Below are 15291 nucleotides of genomic sequence, written 5' to 3'. Positions count from 1 at the left end.
ATGCCCTAAACCCCTCGTGAACCTACGTTGCACTTCGGTTTCGAACCTGGGTTCTCATCCCTCAAAAATTTCTGTGGTACTAAAAACAAAACCCTGACTCAGAAATGAATCAGGGTTTTGAAGTGTGGGCGCTGAGGGATTCGAACCCCCGACCCTCTGGGTGTAAACCAGATGCTCTGAACCAACTGAGCTAAGCGCCCTTTCAATAAAAAATCACCGTTACAAATGCTTTGGTGATCAAAAGGAGTGCAAATTTAGTACGCTTTGCTTTCCGTGCAAGTCTCTATCCAAATTAATTTTCAATCCAGCGCTTTCGCTAGAAATATATTGAAGGGATGTAAGGTTTTGTAAGTTTCAACCACTTGATCAGAAAAGTTTTTGGATGTTACCTGCTTGTCCGTCATTTTGGTCATATAGACGTAGTGCTTTAGTTGAAGGAGCTCAATATTTTCATGGTCCTTCGGATATCCTTTAGGTGCTGTTTTTAGCTTGTCATCACTATACGGCTCTTCAAAGGTTTTCTTAAAAGTTCCACTATCAATGATAGATCTTACCTCTTGGCCGTTGTAATCAATTTCTTGTCTTACTTTTTGCAACATTTCCGCTGATGGCTGATAAACACCGCCTCCAGCAAAGTTGTTATCGGGCATAATATGAAGGTAGTAACCTGGATTACCTGATTTTCTTCCTCCTTCCACTATTGCTGCTCCGAAATTGGTCTTGTACGGGTCTTTGTTTTTGCTGAATCTAATGTCTCGATTGATTCGAAATAAAGTTTTTTTTGGATCGATCCCTGCAAGTGATGGATCAAATACCAGGGACTTTTTGATTACTTCGGCAACCAACTCTATCACTTGTAGTTTTGCTTGTTGGTATCGCTTTTTGTTGTCGTCCATCCATTCTTTTTTGTTGTGCTTTGCCAGATCGGACAGGAAATCAAGGGTAAACTGTAAATCCATTATGCTATGCTTTTTAATATACTTTCTAATTTGATCGATCGAGAAGCTTTCAAAAGGACAGTTGAGCTGGTTAAATCCATTTTCTTTATTCTTTCTTCTAATGCCTCTTTAGATTTAAAATGATGATTTGGATTTGCTACTTTTCCAATCTTTTCACCTACTGTTAGCACATTTGTTAATCCTAGCTTTCTAGCATATTCCAATAATTCTGCATGTTGATCATCTGAATTTTCAACTTCATTCATATCTCCAAGTATTGCTAGTTTAGGGCCCCTCTGCTCCGCAAGGTTTTCCAGGGCAACTTTCATTGAATCTGGATTTGCATTATACGCATCTAAAATAACTGTGACGGTTCCCTTTTTAATAATTTGCGATCTTGAATTGTCAGATTCATACGATGCTATCGCGCTTAAAATGTTTTCATCTGGCACTTCAAAATACTTTCCAACAGACACAGCTGCAGCTATGTTATTATAATTATATCGACCAACGATTCGGGTTTCCTGATCACTACCGTTCAATGATATAGTTACATATGGTTGAGCTGATGTCAATCTTAAATCCTTGGGTGGAAATAGGACTGGAGATTCAAATCGCTTGGACATATTTAAAAGAACGGAATCATCCTTGTTTATGAAAGCTATTCCTCTTGTCCTTCTAATGAAATCAAATAATTCACTCTTCCCTCTGATCACTCCTTCAATACCTCCAAAAGTTTGTGTGTGAGCTCTCCCTATATTAGTAATCAATCCGTGTGATGGCCTTGCCATCTCGCAATAATTCTCAATTTCGCCCACGTGATTGGCTCCCATCTCAATGATTGCAATCTCTACCTGAGGATGGATGTGAAGCAATGTAAGCGGAACCCCAATGTGATTATTGTAATTCCCCTTGGTGGAATAAACAATGTACTTTTCAGAAAGTACTCGGTTGATCAATTCTTTTGTAGTTGTTTTACCATTAGAGCCAGTGATGGCAAGAACAGGACGTTTAAACCTATTTCTATGAAACGTTGCTAGCTCCTGTAAAGCTTTCAAGGCATCTTGTGCGAAGATGATCCGTTCATTTGTGACATATTCCTCATCATCCACCACTGCATACGCCGCACCTTTATTCAATGCTTCTTCAGCAAATACATTCGCATTAAAGTTTGGCCCACTTATAGCGAAGAATAAGTTATTTGGCTCTATTGTTCTTGTATCTATAGATACACCATCACTTAAGAGAAACCGTGAGTAAAGAAATTCAATGAAATCCCCCATTGCAACAAAAATATCTTTTACCAGCCAATAATGACCACATATATTTACATCATGGATCCTAGACTCATTAGACCGCTTGCTTTTGCAGGAGTTGTCCTCGCAATGGTTCTAAGTGTATGGTACTTACTTAAAACTTATGAGGAGGGAAATCCCCGATGGATTTTTTTGATTATGGCTCTGGGAATTGCTGTGTTGCTTTCACAAAATCTTAGACCAGGAGGTCGAAGAAAGGATTAGTCCTGATTGAAAAGCGTCCGAGTGGCAATACTTCTGCCTAATGTCACTTCATCTGCAAACTCCAATTCACTACCCACTGGAATACCACGTGCAATTGTCGTAACCTTTATTCCAAATTCCTTTAACAATTTGGTGATATAAAAGGAAGTGGTGTCTCCTTCCATTGTGGCACTAAGTGCTAGAATCACTTCTTCTACCTGATGGTCTTTCTTAATTCTATTGATAAGTGAATCAATTTTCACATTCTCAGGTCCAATTCCATCCATAGGCGATATGCGCCCTCCCAGCACATGAAACAGGCCATTGTATTGTCCGGTATTTCTTATTGCCAAAACATCAGGGGTATCTTCTACCACACAAATTACGGAAGTATCTCTATAGGCATTTTGGCAGGTGCACTCTTCGGTATCAGCTATAATGTGGCAAGTCTCACAATATTTGATATTTTCTCGCAACTCCTTCAGCGCAGAAGACAAATCAAACGTAGAATTTTGCGGCTGCTTCAAAAGATACAATGCCAGTCGAAGTGCGGTTTTCTTACCTATTCCCGGCAATTTAGAAATCTCTTCAACAGCACGTTCTACTAACTGCGATGGATATTCCATATCAGACGATAGAAGCCTTTATTCCTGCTGAAGTAATTTCTTCCCTCATTGGCTTCAATTCCTCATAAGCACCCTTTTTCACAGAACACTTGCCTTTATAATGGATCAAAAAAGTACATTGTTCGGCTTGATGTATATCATGCTTACAAACCTTAACAAGAGTGTTAATCACATGATCAAACGTATTAAATTCGTCATTGTATACCATTAGATCACGAACACTCTCACTACCAATGTCCTTATCGGTTTGTATTTCTTCCTCTATATCAAATTCAGTACTCATCCCTCTTGATTTACTACAAAATTAACAATTGCATCAGAACCCTACTTGATTTGTAATTTGCAGGCTCAACATTTAATAAACACCATGAATCCATTTTTCGTTGGCACCATCGTTCTTGGATATTTCATTTTACTAATTGGGATCTCCTGGATGACTTCCAAAAATGCCAAATCAACAGACTTTTACACAGCCAGCCGGGAGTCTAAGTGGTATCTGGTGGCTTTTGGAATGATTGGTGCCTCGCTCTCGGGTGTAACATTTATTTCTGTACCCGGAGAAGTGGCAAATTCCAACTTCAACTACTTCCAGGTAGTGCTTGGTTATTTGGTGGGTTATTTTGTAATAGCCAAAGTTCTGCTTCCACTGTATTATCGATTAAACCTTGTTTCTATCTATACTTATTTAGAACAGCGTTTTGGGTTTTGGTCGTATAAGTCTGGTGCATTCTTTTTTCTTCTAAGCAGAATCGTTGGTGCAAGTTTTCGCCTCTTTTTAGTTGCCGGGGTGCTTCAAATCGCTTTTTTTGATGCATTTAACCTGCCATTCTGGATTTCTGTGCTTACCACCATTGTTCTGATTTGGTTGTATACATTTAGAGGAGGAATAAAAACTATTGTATGGACAGACACACTGCAAACCACTTTCATGTTAATCGCAGTTGGTGTAAGTATCATATTCATCAAAAACGAACTTTCCTGGACCTGGACAGAGCTCACTGCCAACCTTTTTCAAGATGAACGATCCACAATTTTCAACTGGGAATGGCAGAGCGGACATAATTTCTTTAAACAATTTTTTAGTGGTGCTTTCATCGCCATAGTGATGACCGGGCTTGATCAGGATATGATGCAGAAGAATTTGACTTGCAAAAATATTGGTGAGGCCCAAAAGAATGTTTTCTGGTTTTGTATCATTCTCGTCATTGTCAATTTCATGTTTCTCAGCCTCGGGGTTTTGCTTTATCAATATGCAGAAATTGGAGGTATTGCGATTCCTGAACGCTCAGACAACTTATTTCCAATGCTAGCCGTGAATAACTTTTCATCCATAGGTACCATTACCTTTTTGCTTGGGATCACTGCTGCAGCTTACTCAAGTGCAGATTCTGCGCTTACTGCGCTTACTACTTCCTTTTGTGTTGATTTCTTGGGATTTAAAAAAGAGAATTATGAAGAGAAAAAGAAGTTGAGAATAGGTGTTCATTTCGGATTTTCAATTATTCTTTTCTTTGTTATTCTCATTTTCCAAGCGATCAATGATCAAAGTGTGATCAACTCTATTTTTATAGCGGCTGGCTATACTTACGGTCCGTTGCTTGGGCTTTTCACTTTTGGGATTGTAACTAAATGGAATGTTAAAGACAATCTAGTCCCATTGATATCTGTTCTCTCACCACTCCTTAGCTACATTATTAATATAAATTCTGAAGCTCTTTTGAGAGGTTATAAGTTTGGCTTTGAAATCTTGATCCTTAATGGATTGATTATGTTTATCGGTTTATTATTAATCAGACGGAAGTAAAAAATTTTATATGCGAGACATTGAATCGCCAGAAGATCTGCATCGATTAGTGGACGCTTTTTACAGTAAAGCGAAAAACGACAAAATGCTCGGTCCTATATTTCACCGGTTTGTTGATGACTGGGAACCGCATATCCGAAAGGTCGCTAGTTTTTGGGAGGCTACTTTATTTTCAACTGGCTCTTACCGAGGAAACCCGATGGCTCTTCATCAAAAAGTAGATGAAACCTTAAGTCATTCGCTTGAGCAAAGTCACTTTAACAAATGGGTAAAAATATGGAATGAAATAACGGATTCGATGTTTGCTGGCACTAAAGCCGATATGATCAAGCAACGGGCGAGTAATATTGCTAATATTATGTTTATAAAGATTTATCAGGCAAGAACTAAGTAAATCTACAATCCCAATTCGATCATTGGATCCCAAAAATGGTTATCAAAATTCACTATTTGATCATTTTTGACTTTGATACCCTCGGCTTCTAAGAGTTCTTGCATTCTTTTTGGAGATTGAAAATGGTTTTTCCCAGTAAGTACTCCTATGCGATTGACAACCCTATGAGCCGGTACATCATGCTGAGCCACCGCCCCATTCATTGCCCAGCCAACCACTCTTGCGGAGCGTTTAACACCTAAGTATGCAGCGATTGCACCGTAGCTTGTCACTCTTCCTTCCGGTATCAGTTTAGCAACTTCATAGACATCTTTAAAAAAACTGTCCTTATCCATTTAGTCTAGCTTTTCAACTTCACACTTATCTAGAATGAAAAATAAATGCAACGGATTATCATCGTTTAATCGTAAGGTTCCCTTCACTCTTACACGTTCATCAGTGAATTTAAATTCACGATCAGAATAAACCTCAACCACAGTCTCTGGGCCAGCCGCACCACAGAAAAAACATGCTTGATAGGGGAAGCGAGAAAGTACAAAATAGTCTTGATCACTCTCCTGCTGGAGTGGGATTATAAACCCTTCGAGGGTCAGCTCTTTCCCTTCCCGTAATTTTAGTTGCTCAGAAAATTTAGGTTGTTCAACTTCGGCACCCATAAAGTCATCGTAACCCACAACTATCTCTACTGAGGATAATAATTCCCAGCCGGAAAGTTGGGGACCAAACAAAAGGCTTATGAAAATTGTCAACATGGTGTGTAACATTATGAGAACCAAAACTATCTAAAAAACGTGTTAGAGTCTTGCGAAGGCCTTACCATTATTTTTTACTTTAGCCGAACATAAAAAAAGCAAATGAGCAGTATAATCTCGACCACCGAAATTTCCAGAAAATATATAATGGGTAGTGAAATCATCATGGCCCTAAAATCCATCACTATCAACATTGATAGGGGAGAATATGTGTCATTCATGGGGCCGTCAGGTTCAGGCAAGTCGACGCTTATGAATATCATAGGATGTCTGGATACACCAACAGATGGCACTTACGTGCTAAACAACCATGATGTAAGTGATCTTACCGAAAATGAACTAGCTGAGATCAGAAATAAAGAAATAGGGTTTGTTTTTCAGACATTCAACCTTTTACCCAGAGCATCAGCATTGGAAAATGTAGCTCTCCCTTTGGTATACGCAGGGTATAACTCCTCAGATCGAGAAGAAAAAGCGCTTGCAGCACTAGCCGGTGTGGGATTGCATGATAGAGCTTACCATAAACCAAATGAGCTTTCCGGAGGTCAACGTCAACGAGTAGCAATTGCTAGAGCGCTTGTTAACGATCCAAGTATTATCCTGGCGGATGAGCCAACTGGTAACCTTGATTCCAAGACATCATATGATATCATGGATCTTTTTCAAGAGCTTCACGATAAGGGCAACACCATTATCATGGTAACACACGAGGAAGATATAGCTGAGTATTCGCACAGAATAGTAAGATTGAGAGATGGACTGATAGAAACTGATGAAGTAAACAAAAACATTCGGTCTGCACGGACACTGGCATGAGTGCAAAGCTCTATACCAAAACAGGCGACAAGGGAAAAACTTCACTCTTAGGAGGAAAGAAAGTTTCCAAGGCTGATCTACGCATAGAGGCCTATGGTAATGTTGATGAACTCAATTCCTTTATTGGGCATTTAAAAGATCATGAGAGTGTCGAAAACCGTCTAAAACAGCAACTTTATTGGATTCAAGAACACTTATTCTCAATGGGTAGTATTCTAGCTACGGAAGCAGATTTCAAAGGATTTGAACTTCCAAAAATTACTCAAACGGAAGTTCAACAACTAGAAGTTTGGATTGATAAATTTGATGGGGAGGTTCCTCCTCTTAAGACTTTCATTTTACCGGGTGGTCATCCTGCAGTTTCATTGGCTCATATATGTCGAACAGTATGCCGGAGAACCGAAAGAAGCATCATTTCGTTAAGTACGCATGAGCCAGTAGATGAGTCAATATTACAGTTCATGAATAGATTGTCTGATTATTTGTTCATCTTTGCGCGCGCAATCGGCCACATTTTAGGTGTGAAGGAGATTCCTTGGTCACCAGGGTCAGATTGAAATAAATCCCATTTCAACCCAAAGATTGTAGAAAATGACAGAGACGTTGGATATTCAAATCACCGAAACTCAGACTTCCAAACTGCCCGGAATCGATTTCGATAACCTAGCATTCGGAAAAACTTTTTCAGACCATATGTTTATCGCCGATTACAAAAACGGCGAATGGACAGATTTAAGGATTACGCCTTATCAGAATTTATCGGTGAGCCCGGCCAACGCTACACTCCACTACGCTCAAAGTATTTTCGAAGGGCTGAAGGCCCACAAGGCAGATAATGGTGATATTTTAATTTTTCGCCCTGAAGCTAACGCCAAAAGATTGATCAAAAGTGCGGAACGTATGTGCATGCCACCAGTCCCACAGGAACTATTCATGGAGGCAATTGAAACGCTTATCTCGATTGATAAAAACTGGGTTCCAAATAATCCTGGTACTTCATTATATATCAGACCATTTCAGTTCGCCGACGATCCTTTTATTGGGGTTCGTCCATCAGAGACTTACAAGTTCATGTTAATTACCGGACCTGTTGGAGGATACTACTCTGAGCCAGTAAGAGTGAAAATTGAAAAACATTTTACTAGAGCTGTAAGAGGAGGGGTTGGTGCCGCCAAAACTGCAGGCAACTATGCAGCTTCTCTTTATCCTGCAAAGCAAGCTCAAGCTCAAGGATATCATCAGTTAGTTTGGACCGACGGTCAAACTCATGAATTCATTGAAGAATCCGGAACAATGAATATTATGTTCGTCATAGACGATACATTAATTACTCCACCCACCAGTGATTCAATCTTACCGGGCATTACAAGAGAAAGTGCATTGATTCTTGCAAAAGACTGGGGCATCAAAGTAGATGAACGACCAATCAAAGTGGATGAAGTCATTGAGGCTATAGAAACTGGCACATTAACTGAAGCATTCGGAATTGGTACGGCTGCCACAGTTTCACATATTGCAGTTATTGGATATGAAGGAACTGATTATGAACTTCCAGCAATTGAATCCAGAACCATCTCGAATAGAATTCTTGACTCTTTGACAAAGATCAAATTGGGTCGGGAAGATGATAGATTCGGCTGGATGCATAAAGTAGGATAAACCAACTCCTACTGGCAACATTAATTTAACGTATTTGATTTCAGAGAAATCTTGAAAGAGATTAATGTATTACTATCTTCGCCACTTCAATTTTAACATTCTATGACAAACGAAGAATTGAAAGATTTAAAGGCTCGTGTTAATGCCTTGAGGGGGTACCTTTGACTATGATGGTCGTAAGAAAAATCTCGGAGAATTAGAACTAGTTACCGCCCAACCAGACTTCTGGAACAACCCTGAGGAGGCTGAAAAAACCATGAAAAAAATCCGTGGCCTAAAAGGGTGGACGGATAGTTTCGAGGAGGTGGAAACCTCCCTTGGTGATGTAGAAACTCTCTATGAATTTAATCAGGAGGGAGAAGCTTCAGATGAAGAAGTACATGAAGCCTATTCCAGCGCATTACAGCAACTTGAAGAGCTGGAATTGAAAAAAATGTTGGGAGAAGAGGAAGATCAACTCTCTGCAATGTTGCAGATCACACCAGGTGCTGGTGGGACTGAAAGTAATGACTGGGCGGGTATTCTTATGCGGATGTACATCATGTGGGGAGAAACCAATGGATATAAAGTTCGGGAGGTAGACTATCAGGCAGGAGATGTTGCTGGAGTAAAATCGGTGACTTTGGAGTTTGACGGTCCATTAGGCTATGGATATCTAAAGTCAGAAAATGGTGTGCATCGTTTGGTTCGGATTTCACCATTCGATAGCGGCGGAAGAAGACATACTTCCTTTGCATCAGTATATGTTTATCCAGTAGCTGACGATTCAATTGAGATTGATATTAATCCGAGTGACATAGAATTACACACGTCCAGATCCGGAGGTGCGGGTGGCCAGAATGTAAACAAAGTTGAAACTAAAGTACAACTAACTCACAAACCAACGGGTATTGTAGTAGTCTGTCAGGTGGAGCGCTCACAGCTCGCAAACCGTGAACGAGCCATGCAGATGCTGAAGTCTCAGCTTTACCAGATGGAGATTGAAAAGAGGAATAAAGAGCGAGCTAATATTGAAGCTGGAAAAAAAGCGATTGATTTTGGATCACAAATCAGGAATTATGTGTTACATCCATACAAACTCATAAAAGACGCTCGAACAGGTTTTGAACGTACGGATGTGCAGAACGTGCTTGATGGGGATTTGAACGATTATATCAAAGCCTATCTCCTTCATGAGGAATAGCCAAACACTTCTTACATGAAAAAATACTCACTGAACTTTTGGTTGCTCTCCTTAAGTTCTTTCCTCTTTTTTGGCTCTTTCAATATGGTGTTGCCAGAGCTCCCTGATTTCATGCGTACGTTTGGTGGAGAAAACTACATTGGTCTTCACATCACCTTCTTTACATTGACGGCCCTTATCTCGCGTCCTTTTAGTGGAAAGTTAACAGACACTTGGGGTAGAATTCCTGTAATGGTATTTGGTGCCGCTGTAACTGCCGTAGTGTCATTATTCTATCCTTTCTTCTTAAACATCTATGCCTTTCTATTTATCCGCTTTCTACATGGATTTTCAACCGGATTCAAACCCACTGGCACGGCTGCCTATGTTGCGGATATTGTTCCTGCAAACAGACGTGGAGAAGGTATGGGGATACTCAGTTTCTTCGGCATGACAGGAATGGGGATAGGGAATTTTATCGGTGGAGAGATTGCAATTTACTACGATATTGATGTCCTCTTTTATAGCAGTGCAGCTGTTGCTTTGCTTTCCGTCATTGTCATAGCCGGAATGAAAGAAACCGTAGAAAACAAACAGAAGTTTTCTGGTAATCTTCTAAAGATAAAAGCTGTCGACATCTACGAACCTACTGTGCTTGTTCCATCAGTGGTGATGATGCTGGTCACTTTCTCGTTTGGTGCTGCTTTGACACTAGCTCCTGACTTAAGTGTTTCCTTGGGCATTGCCAATAAAGGGTTGTTCTTTTCATATTTCACAATAACATCCCTTGTTTCCAGAGTAGTTGGTGGCAGACTATCTGATGAATTTGGAAGGCGTAAAGTACTCATTGCGGCTATGCTCATAGTATCTACGGGTTCTGTCTATATTGGATTTTCACAGTCTGCTTTTCATCTTTTTATTGGCGCATTAATTTTTGGTGCGGGTTATGGTCTCTCTTCTCCAGCATTGTTTGCCTGGGCTGCCGATTTAGCTCCTGATCAATTCAGAGGTCGTGGATTTTCTACGCTCTTTATGGCACTTGAAATTGGAATTGGAATGGGAGCTATGCTCGCAGGACAGATCTATAATGGTAATCCTGATAATTTTCCGATGGTTTTTACTGGATGTGGAAGCCTCGCATTTTTAGCTTTTATTTACCTTTTGTTTAAAGGAAAGTAAAATGACCAAATATATTTTGTGGATATATATAGCTATATCCATCGCCAACCTGATTGCGAAAGTGATTCCTTCTGAGGAGCTTAATCTGTATACAAAGCCTCTTTTGATGCCATTACTTATGATTTATGTCTATAAATCAAGTCTTGGAAAAACCACTGCCCGAATCCTCCTGCTATGTATTGCATTGTTATTCTCATGGTTGGGTGATGTAGTGCTGATGTATCAGTCTAACGAAATTTATTTCATGGCTGGGATCGGGCTTTTTCTCATCGCTCAGGTGACCTATGTTATTGTGCTCAAGAAATCGATGTATCAAAACCCCGCATTTGATCTGGTAAAAGTTTTACCTTTTTTAATCTTTGCAGGAGTTCTTTTTTACATTTTGCTACCAGCTGGCGATTTTACAATTCCAATTGTTATATATGGTTCAGTAATTATGGTAATGGCTGCTACGTCTAGGTTGAGAGATGGTAATACTTCACATGAGAGCTATCGACTCGCTCTGATAGGGAGCATCTTTTTTCTTGCTTCAGATTCCATTCTCGCCTTCAACTCATTCCATACAGCAATACCCTATGCAGGTGTCTTGATTATGTCTACCTATTGTGCGGCTCAGTTACTGCTTGTACTGGGTATTTTGAAACATGCGGAATAAATTTCGAAGAGAGTTCACAAAATCAGAAGACAAGTAAGGATTAGTCTGTGTACTTGAAACGCACCATTCCGAGGGCAACATCTACATCGAAGGTGAGTAGGTTTTCTGCCTCTGCAGTGTAGCTCATGTTTACAAAAACATTCTTTTCTACTTCTTCAAAGCCCTTAGCAATCTTAACTGCACAAAGTGGAGAATCTCTGATTTTAATCATTACGGGCGTTCCTTCTCTTGGAAGTAAAATCTCTAGGTTTCCGGCTCCAACAGATGCATTTACATTACACTTTTCAGACATTTCGCGATCAAAATCTAATAGCACGTTTCCGAAACCAATCTTTGTAATGACATTTTTTGCTCTGGCAAGATCCATTCGCTTAGCTACAATCGATCCAAAATCTGCCTTAACAAAAAATGTATCCATCTTAATTGGATTCATATTTCCATCATCATAACCAACAACTATATCAGCACTACCAGATTTGATTTTTAGGCGTTGGACAGAAGAGCCAGTCAGATTAACATCTGCATTTCCCAATCCATAGATAAGGTTCAGTTTGTAAATCTTGTTTTTATTGAGATTAACTTTCCAAAAGTCATTGTCTTTGTCACTTCGGGAAACTGCCATTGTGAAGCTATCTCCGAAGCCCGATGAGTTGTATTCATCCAACACCAGTTTCGAATAACAGGTATTGTTTTTCACCTTGCTGGCAAAAGAAGGATTGATCTTTTCAAGATCTGGATTCCCATAAATAGTAAGAGGATTGTTGTCGATTTTTGATTGCTTCAGTAAGCAATTCGTAGCTGTTGCTTTAAGATAGAAGTCAACGGTATCGAAATCCGGAGAATCCTTTACTGTATAGAATTTTGAAAGTTGTGCAATCGCACTTATGCCTATTAGCAGGGACATCCCTGCTATCAATACCAACCGCAACATGGAGTGTATTACGAATTGGATCAAGGGATGTTACGTTTAATCAAACGAATTAGATCAAATTCTGGGTTTATTTTATTTAAAGCTCTCAAACCTAGAAATCAGGCTCTTTTGATACGCTAGAAAAATTCTTTCATTCGCTCAAAAAAGCTCTTATCTGACTTACCTGGATCAGGTTGAAAGTTAGGAGATTCTCTTAGCGCTTCCAAGGTTTCTTTTTCCTCGGTGCTGAGTTTTTTGGGTGTCCAGACATTGACATGTACTAATTGATCTCCCTGGCCATATCCTTCTATGGACTTGATTCCTTTACCTCTAAGACGCAGAATTTTACCACTTTGTGTGCCTGGATCAATCTTAATTTTCGCCTTTCCACCTATGGTTGGAACTTCAATAGAAGTGCCTAGTGCTGCGTCAATGAAATTGATATAAAGATCATAGATAACATTATTCCCATCTCGCTTCAGTGTTTCATCTTCCACCTCTTCTACAAGAATTAGTAGATCTCCAGGGATTCCTCCGGCTACTTCGTTTCCTTTGCCTGACATAGATAGTTGCATCCCATCTGTTACCCCTGCGGGTATCTTTATTGGAATAATTTCCTCTTGTCTTTTTAAACCAGAACTATCTACACCTGTCGCTCGGCTTTCTACTGTTTGACCACTTCCACCACAGGTTGGACAAGTAGATGTACTCATCATTTGTCCAAGCATGGTATTCATGACTTTTCGAACCTGACCTGAACCATTACAGCTGGAGCAAGTTTGGAATTTGGTATCCGGATCAACTACGAGTCGATTTACCTTAATTTTTTTCTCAACGCCATTGGCAACTTCTTCCAATGTCAATTTCAGTTTAATTCGAAGATTGGTACCTTTTCTGGTTCTTCGTCCACCTCTACCTCCACCTCCTCCGAAAAAACTATCAAAAGGACTTCCGCCACCTCCGAAGATGTCTCCGAATTGGGAGAATATATCCTCCATATTCATATTGCCGCCACCGAATCCACCGCCAGCACCACCTACACCCTGATGACCAAAGCGATCATAGCGTTGACGTTTCTCATCGTTGCTCAGGACCTCATAAGCCTCCGCTGCCTCTTTAAACTTTTCTTCAGCTTCATTATCGTCTGGATTTTTGTCTGGATGATACTTAATGGCAATCTTTCGATAGGCCTTTTTCATTTCATCCTTACTCGCCGAACGATCGACCCCTAATATCTCGTAATAGTCTCTTTTTGCCATGTTATTGCTTCGCTCCTACTACTACTTTCGCAAATCTTACCACGGATTCTCCAAGAGTGTATCCTGGCTCAACTACATCCACAATCTTTCCTTCTAATTTCTTTTCAGCAGGTATCTGAGTAATTGCTTCGTGTTTTTCATCATCAAAAGAATCTCCCTTTTTTACCTCTATCTTATTTAGGCCTCTGCTTTCAAGGGATTTGTTCAGCTTGTTTTGAATGAGCACCATTCCTTCTCTCAGTGCTTTGATATCTTCACTTGCCTCAGAAGCTGTCATTGCTCGCTCAAAATCGTCTAGCACTGGAATCAAATCTGCCATTAAATCCTTGTTGGCGGTGCTTATCAAATCCAATTTCTCTTTAGAAGTCCTACGCCTGAAATTTTCAAATTCAGAATACAAACGCAGGTACTTGTCTTTAGCTTCACCCAATTGTTCTTCCAAAGTTGGTTCTGAAGATTCTTCTGAGGTTTCTTCTTGTTCTTCAGTTTCTTTCAATTCCTCGTTTTCCACCTTTATCTCTTTTTCTTCAACGATTTCTTGGTCTTTGTTCACTTTTTCTTTCGTTTCCTTCATTCTTCAATTATGCTTAAAGATGGTTTGTGTTTGACAATTTCTTTGCCAATGACATTTGATGTGCCAATATGTCAGTTTAGTTTAACCGCTGCCAGATCTTATCTTTCAGCTCTTGAATTCCATAGCCAGTTACGCTGGAAATAAATAGTGTTTCCACTTCAGGGAGTTCATCCCTCATTTCCGTCATCAGTTCCTCGTCCAAAAGATCTGATTTAGATATTGCCAACAATCTATCCTTATCCATTAGCTCCGGATTATGCTTTTCAAGTTCACCCATGAGTATTTGAAATTCTTTCCTGATGTCATCTGCATCTGCAGGTATCATAAATAGCAGAATGGAATTTCTTTCTATGTGGCGCAGGAATCGATTACCCAATCCTTTCCCTTCTGCGGCTCCTTCAATTATTCCGGGTATATCTGCCATCACAAAAGATTTGTAGTCTCTATAGGGAACTACGCCTAGGTTTGGAACAAGCGTAGTGAATGGATAATCGGCGATCTCGGGCTTGGCTTCCGAAACGACTGATAACAAAGTTGACTTGCCCGCATTTGGGAATCCAACAAGTCCTACATCTGCCAAAATTTTTAACTCAAGGATGACCCATTTTTCTATTCCATCTATACCTGGTTGAGCATATCTTGGTGTTTGATTGGTTGAGGTCTTGTAATGAACATTTCCTCTTCCTCCCATTCCGCCTGTAAGGAGTATCTTTTCTTCGCCATCTTCAAGGATCTCTACTATTTTTTCATTGGTCTCAGAATTACGCGCAATCGTTCCTATTGGGACTTCAAGAACTATATTTTCACCGTCTTTACCGAAGCGTCTGTTTCCTTCACCATTGCCTCCATTTTCAGCCATGATATGTTTCTTGTACTTGAGGTGAAGAAGCGTCCACAACTGACTATTGCCACGAAGAACAATACTTCCCCCTTCGCCTCCATCTCCACCATCAGGTCCCCCTTTTGGGACATGCTTTTCCCTGCGGAAATGGACAGAACCAGCTCCTCCATCGCCCGAGCGAGCGTAGAACTTGACGTAATCTATAAAGTTAGATTCCATTGGT

At 40.1% G+C, this 15291-nt stretch carries 19 protein-coding genes and 1 tRNA gene; 9 read left to right on the top strand and 11 right to left on the bottom strand.

Features of this window, described 5'->3' with window-relative positions; translation table 11 throughout:
- Positions 1-125: 125 nt before the first annotated feature.
- The 3 genes from ABJG98_RS13685 to murF all read right to left on the bottom strand — a co-directional run bounded on the left by ABJG98_RS13685 (position 126) and on the right by murF (position 2221).
- Positions 126-200: transfer RNA gene (locus ABJG98_RS13685), tRNA-Val, on the bottom strand.
- A gap of 99 nt (positions 201-299) precedes the next feature.
- The gene (locus ABJG98_RS13680; protein WP_348280088.1) at positions 300-959 is read right to left on the bottom strand and encodes a DUF2461 domain-containing protein; all 660 of its coding nucleotides are present in this window, start codon (positions 957-959) and stop codon (positions 300-302) included.
- Complete coding sequence (gene murF, locus ABJG98_RS13675) at positions 959-2221, bottom strand: UDP-N-acetylmuramoyl-tripeptide--D-alanyl-D-alanine ligase (RefSeq protein WP_348280087.1); 1263 nt, start codon at positions 2219-2221, stop codon at positions 959-961. Before murF ends, ABJG98_RS13680 begins: the two co-directional genes overlap by 1 nt.
- A 30-nt stretch (positions 2222-2251) precedes the next feature.
- Here murF and ABJG98_RS13670 point away from each other — a divergent pair, with 30 nt between their 5' ends.
- Positions 2252-2458: a hypothetical protein gene (locus tag ABJG98_RS13670; protein WP_348280086.1), complete on the top strand. Its 207-nt coding sequence runs from the start codon at positions 2252-2254 to the stop codon at positions 2456-2458.
- Here ABJG98_RS13670 and recR read toward each other — a convergent pair.
- Together recR and ABJG98_RS13660 are read right to left on the bottom strand one after the other, a co-directional pair.
- Positions 2455-3063 (bottom strand): recombination mediator RecR, encoded by a 609-nt coding sequence (recR, locus tag ABJG98_RS13665; protein WP_348280085.1) that lies wholly within the window; start codon positions 3061-3063, stop codon positions 2455-2457. The genes ABJG98_RS13670 and recR overlap by 4 nt on opposite strands.
- Before the next feature lies 1 nt (position 3064).
- Entirely contained in the window at positions 3065-3346 is a 282-nt protein-coding gene (locus ABJG98_RS13660; protein WP_348280084.1) for an ATP-dependent Clp protease adaptor ClpS, read from the bottom strand.
- An 84-nt stretch (positions 3347-3430) separates the two neighbouring features.
- Between ABJG98_RS13660 and ABJG98_RS13655 the strand changes: the two genes are divergently transcribed.
- Both ABJG98_RS13655 and ABJG98_RS13650 read left to right on the top strand, forming a co-directional pair.
- Positions 3431-4867 carry a sodium:solute symporter gene (locus ABJG98_RS13655; RefSeq protein ID WP_348280083.1) on the top strand — a complete coding sequence of 479 codons (1437 nt, stop codon included), beginning with the start codon at positions 3431-3433 and terminating at the stop codon, positions 4865-4867.
- Between the two features lie 10 nt (positions 4868-4877).
- The gene (locus ABJG98_RS13650) at positions 4878-5261 is read left to right on the top strand and encodes a group III truncated hemoglobin (protein WP_348280082.1); all 384 of its coding nucleotides are present in this window, start codon (positions 4878-4880) and stop codon (positions 5259-5261) included.
- Positions 5262-5263: 2 nt separating this feature from the next.
- Here the strand turns inward: ABJG98_RS13650 and ABJG98_RS13645 are convergent, their stop codons facing one another.
- Together ABJG98_RS13645 and ABJG98_RS13640 are read right to left on the bottom strand one after the other, a co-directional pair.
- Positions 5264-5596, bottom strand: coding sequence for an MGMT family protein (locus tag ABJG98_RS13645; RefSeq protein ID WP_348280081.1), 333 nt, complete (start codon positions 5594-5596; stop codon positions 5264-5266).
- Positions 5597-6013 carry a hypothetical protein gene (locus tag ABJG98_RS13640; protein WP_348280080.1) on the bottom strand — a complete coding sequence of 139 codons (417 nt, stop codon included), beginning with the start codon at positions 6011-6013 and terminating at the stop codon, positions 5597-5599.
- A gap of 102 nt (positions 6014-6115) precedes the next feature.
- Between ABJG98_RS13640 and ABJG98_RS13635 the strand changes: the two genes are divergently transcribed.
- The 6 genes from ABJG98_RS13635 to ABJG98_RS13610 all read left to right on the top strand — a co-directional run bounded on the left by ABJG98_RS13635 (position 6116) and on the right by ABJG98_RS13610 (position 11484).
- Positions 6116-6829 carry an ABC transporter ATP-binding protein gene (locus ABJG98_RS13635; RefSeq protein WP_348280079.1) on the top strand — a complete coding sequence of 238 codons (714 nt, stop codon included), beginning with the start codon at positions 6116-6118 and terminating at the stop codon, positions 6827-6829.
- Positions 6826-7386, top strand: coding sequence for a cob(I)yrinic acid a,c-diamide adenosyltransferase (locus ABJG98_RS13630; RefSeq protein ID WP_348280078.1), 561 nt, complete (start codon positions 6826-6828; stop codon positions 7384-7386). The genes ABJG98_RS13635 and ABJG98_RS13630 overlap by 4 nt, the downstream gene beginning before the upstream one ends.
- 34 nt (positions 7387-7420) lie before the next feature.
- Positions 7421-8488: a branched-chain amino acid aminotransferase gene (locus tag ABJG98_RS13625; RefSeq protein ID WP_348280077.1), complete on the top strand. Its 1068-nt coding sequence runs from the start codon at positions 7421-7423 to the stop codon at positions 8486-8488.
- A gap of 102 nt (positions 8489-8590) precedes the next feature.
- Positions 8591-9671, top strand: a protein-coding gene (gene prfB / locus ABJG98_RS13620) for a peptide chain release factor 2 (RefSeq protein ID WP_348280076.1) whose coding sequence is annotated in 2 segments (ribosomal slippage) — positions 8591-8650 and positions 8652-9671 — 1080 coding nt in all. Because the reading frame shifts where the segments join, the coding sequence is not laid out codon by codon here.
- A 15-nt stretch (positions 9672-9686) separates the two neighbouring features.
- Positions 9687-10829 carry an MFS transporter gene (locus ABJG98_RS13615; protein ID WP_348280075.1) on the top strand — a complete coding sequence of 381 codons (1143 nt, stop codon included), beginning with the start codon at positions 9687-9689 and terminating at the stop codon, positions 10827-10829.
- A gap of 1 nt (position 10830) precedes the next feature.
- Positions 10831-11484 (top strand): lysoplasmalogenase, encoded by a 654-nt coding sequence (locus ABJG98_RS13610; protein WP_348280074.1) that lies wholly within the window; start codon positions 10831-10833, stop codon positions 11482-11484.
- Between the two features lie 40 nt (positions 11485-11524).
- Here ABJG98_RS13610 and ABJG98_RS13605 read toward each other — a convergent pair whose 3' ends face one another.
- The 4 genes from ABJG98_RS13605 to obgE all read right to left on the bottom strand — a co-directional run bounded on the left by ABJG98_RS13605 (position 11525) and on the right by obgE (position 15287).
- Positions 11525-12439, bottom strand: coding sequence for a hypothetical protein (locus ABJG98_RS13605; RefSeq protein WP_348280073.1), 915 nt, complete (start codon positions 12437-12439; stop codon positions 11525-11527).
- Positions 12440-12531: 92 nt separating this feature from the next.
- Positions 12532-13653 (bottom strand): molecular chaperone DnaJ, encoded by a 1122-nt coding sequence (dnaJ, locus tag ABJG98_RS13600; RefSeq protein WP_348280072.1) that lies wholly within the window; start codon positions 13651-13653, stop codon positions 12532-12534.
- A gap of 1 nt (position 13654) precedes the next feature.
- On the bottom strand, positions 13655-14227 hold the full coding sequence (locus tag ABJG98_RS13595) for a nucleotide exchange factor GrpE (RefSeq protein WP_348280071.1): 573 nt from the start codon (positions 14225-14227) through the stop codon (positions 13655-13657).
- Between the two features lie 76 nt (positions 14228-14303).
- Positions 14304-15287, bottom strand: a complete 984-nt coding sequence (gene obgE, locus ABJG98_RS13590; protein WP_348280070.1) for a GTPase ObgE — start codon at positions 15285-15287, stop codon at positions 14304-14306.
- Positions 15288-15291: the final 4 nt, after the last annotated feature.

This window comes from Ekhidna sp., assembly GCF_039960695.1.
Lineage (GTDB): Bacteria > Bacteroidota > Bacteroidia > Cytophagales > Cyclobacteriaceae > Ekhidna.
Note: the sequence above shows the minus strand (reverse complement) of the source record. Positions and strands in the feature narration are given on the sequence as shown.

Bases quoted from the DNA above. Each gene is read 5' to 3' on its own strand.
- ABJG98_RS13615 (WP_348280075.1), top strand. From the start codon at position 9,687: ATGAAAAAATACTCACTGAACTTTTGGTTGCTCTCCTTAAGTTCTTTC.
- ABJG98_RS13645 (WP_348280081.1), bottom strand. From the start codon at position 5,596: ATGGATAAGGACAGTTTTTTTAAAGATGTCTATGAAGTTGCTAAACTG.
- ABJG98_RS13660 (WP_348280084.1), bottom strand. From the start codon at position 3,346: ATGAGTACTGAATTTGATATAGAGGAAGAAATACAAACCGATAAGGAC.
- ABJG98_RS13680 (WP_348280088.1), bottom strand. From the start codon at position 959: ATGGATTTACAGTTTACCCTTGATTTCCTGTCCGATCTGGCAAAGCAC.
- ABJG98_RS13670 (WP_348280086.1), top strand. From the start codon at position 2,252: ATGACCACATATATTTACATCATGGATCCTAGACTCATTAGACCGCTT.
- ABJG98_RS13595 (WP_348280071.1), bottom strand. From the start codon at position 14,227: ATGAAGGAAACGAAAGAAAAAGTGAACAAAGACCAAGAAATCGTTGAA.
- ABJG98_RS13630 (WP_348280078.1), top strand. From the start codon at position 6,826: ATGAGTGCAAAGCTCTATACCAAAACAGGCGACAAGGGAAAAACTTCA.
- ABJG98_RS13635 (WP_348280079.1), top strand. From the start codon at position 6,116: ATGAGCAGTATAATCTCGACCACCGAAATTTCCAGAAAATATATAATG.
- ABJG98_RS13610 (WP_348280074.1), top strand. From the start codon at position 10,831: ATGACCAAATATATTTTGTGGATATATATAGCTATATCCATCGCCAAC.
- ABJG98_RS13640 (WP_348280080.1), bottom strand. From the start codon at position 6,013: ATGTTGACAATTTTCATAAGCCTTTTGTTTGGTCCCCAACTTTCCGGC.
- dnaJ (WP_348280072.1), bottom strand. From the start codon at position 13,653: ATGGCAAAAAGAGACTATTACGAGATATTAGGGGTCGATCGTTCGGCG.
- ABJG98_RS13655 (WP_348280083.1), top strand. From the start codon at position 3,431: ATGAATCCATTTTTCGTTGGCACCATCGTTCTTGGATATTTCATTTTA.
- obgE (WP_348280070.1), bottom strand. From the start codon at position 15,287: ATGGAATCTAACTTTATAGATTACGTCAAGTTCTACGCTCGCTCGGGC.
- murF (WP_348280087.1), bottom strand. From the start codon at position 2,221: ATGGGGGATTTCATTGAATTTCTTTACTCACGGTTTCTCTTAAGTGAT.
- recR (WP_348280085.1), bottom strand. From the start codon at position 3,063: ATGGAATATCCATCGCAGTTAGTAGAACGTGCTGTTGAAGAGATTTCT.
- ABJG98_RS13625 (WP_348280077.1), top strand. From the start codon at position 7,421: ATGACAGAGACGTTGGATATTCAAATCACCGAAACTCAGACTTCCAAA.
- ABJG98_RS13650 (WP_348280082.1), top strand. From the start codon at position 4,878: ATGCGAGACATTGAATCGCCAGAAGATCTGCATCGATTAGTGGACGCT.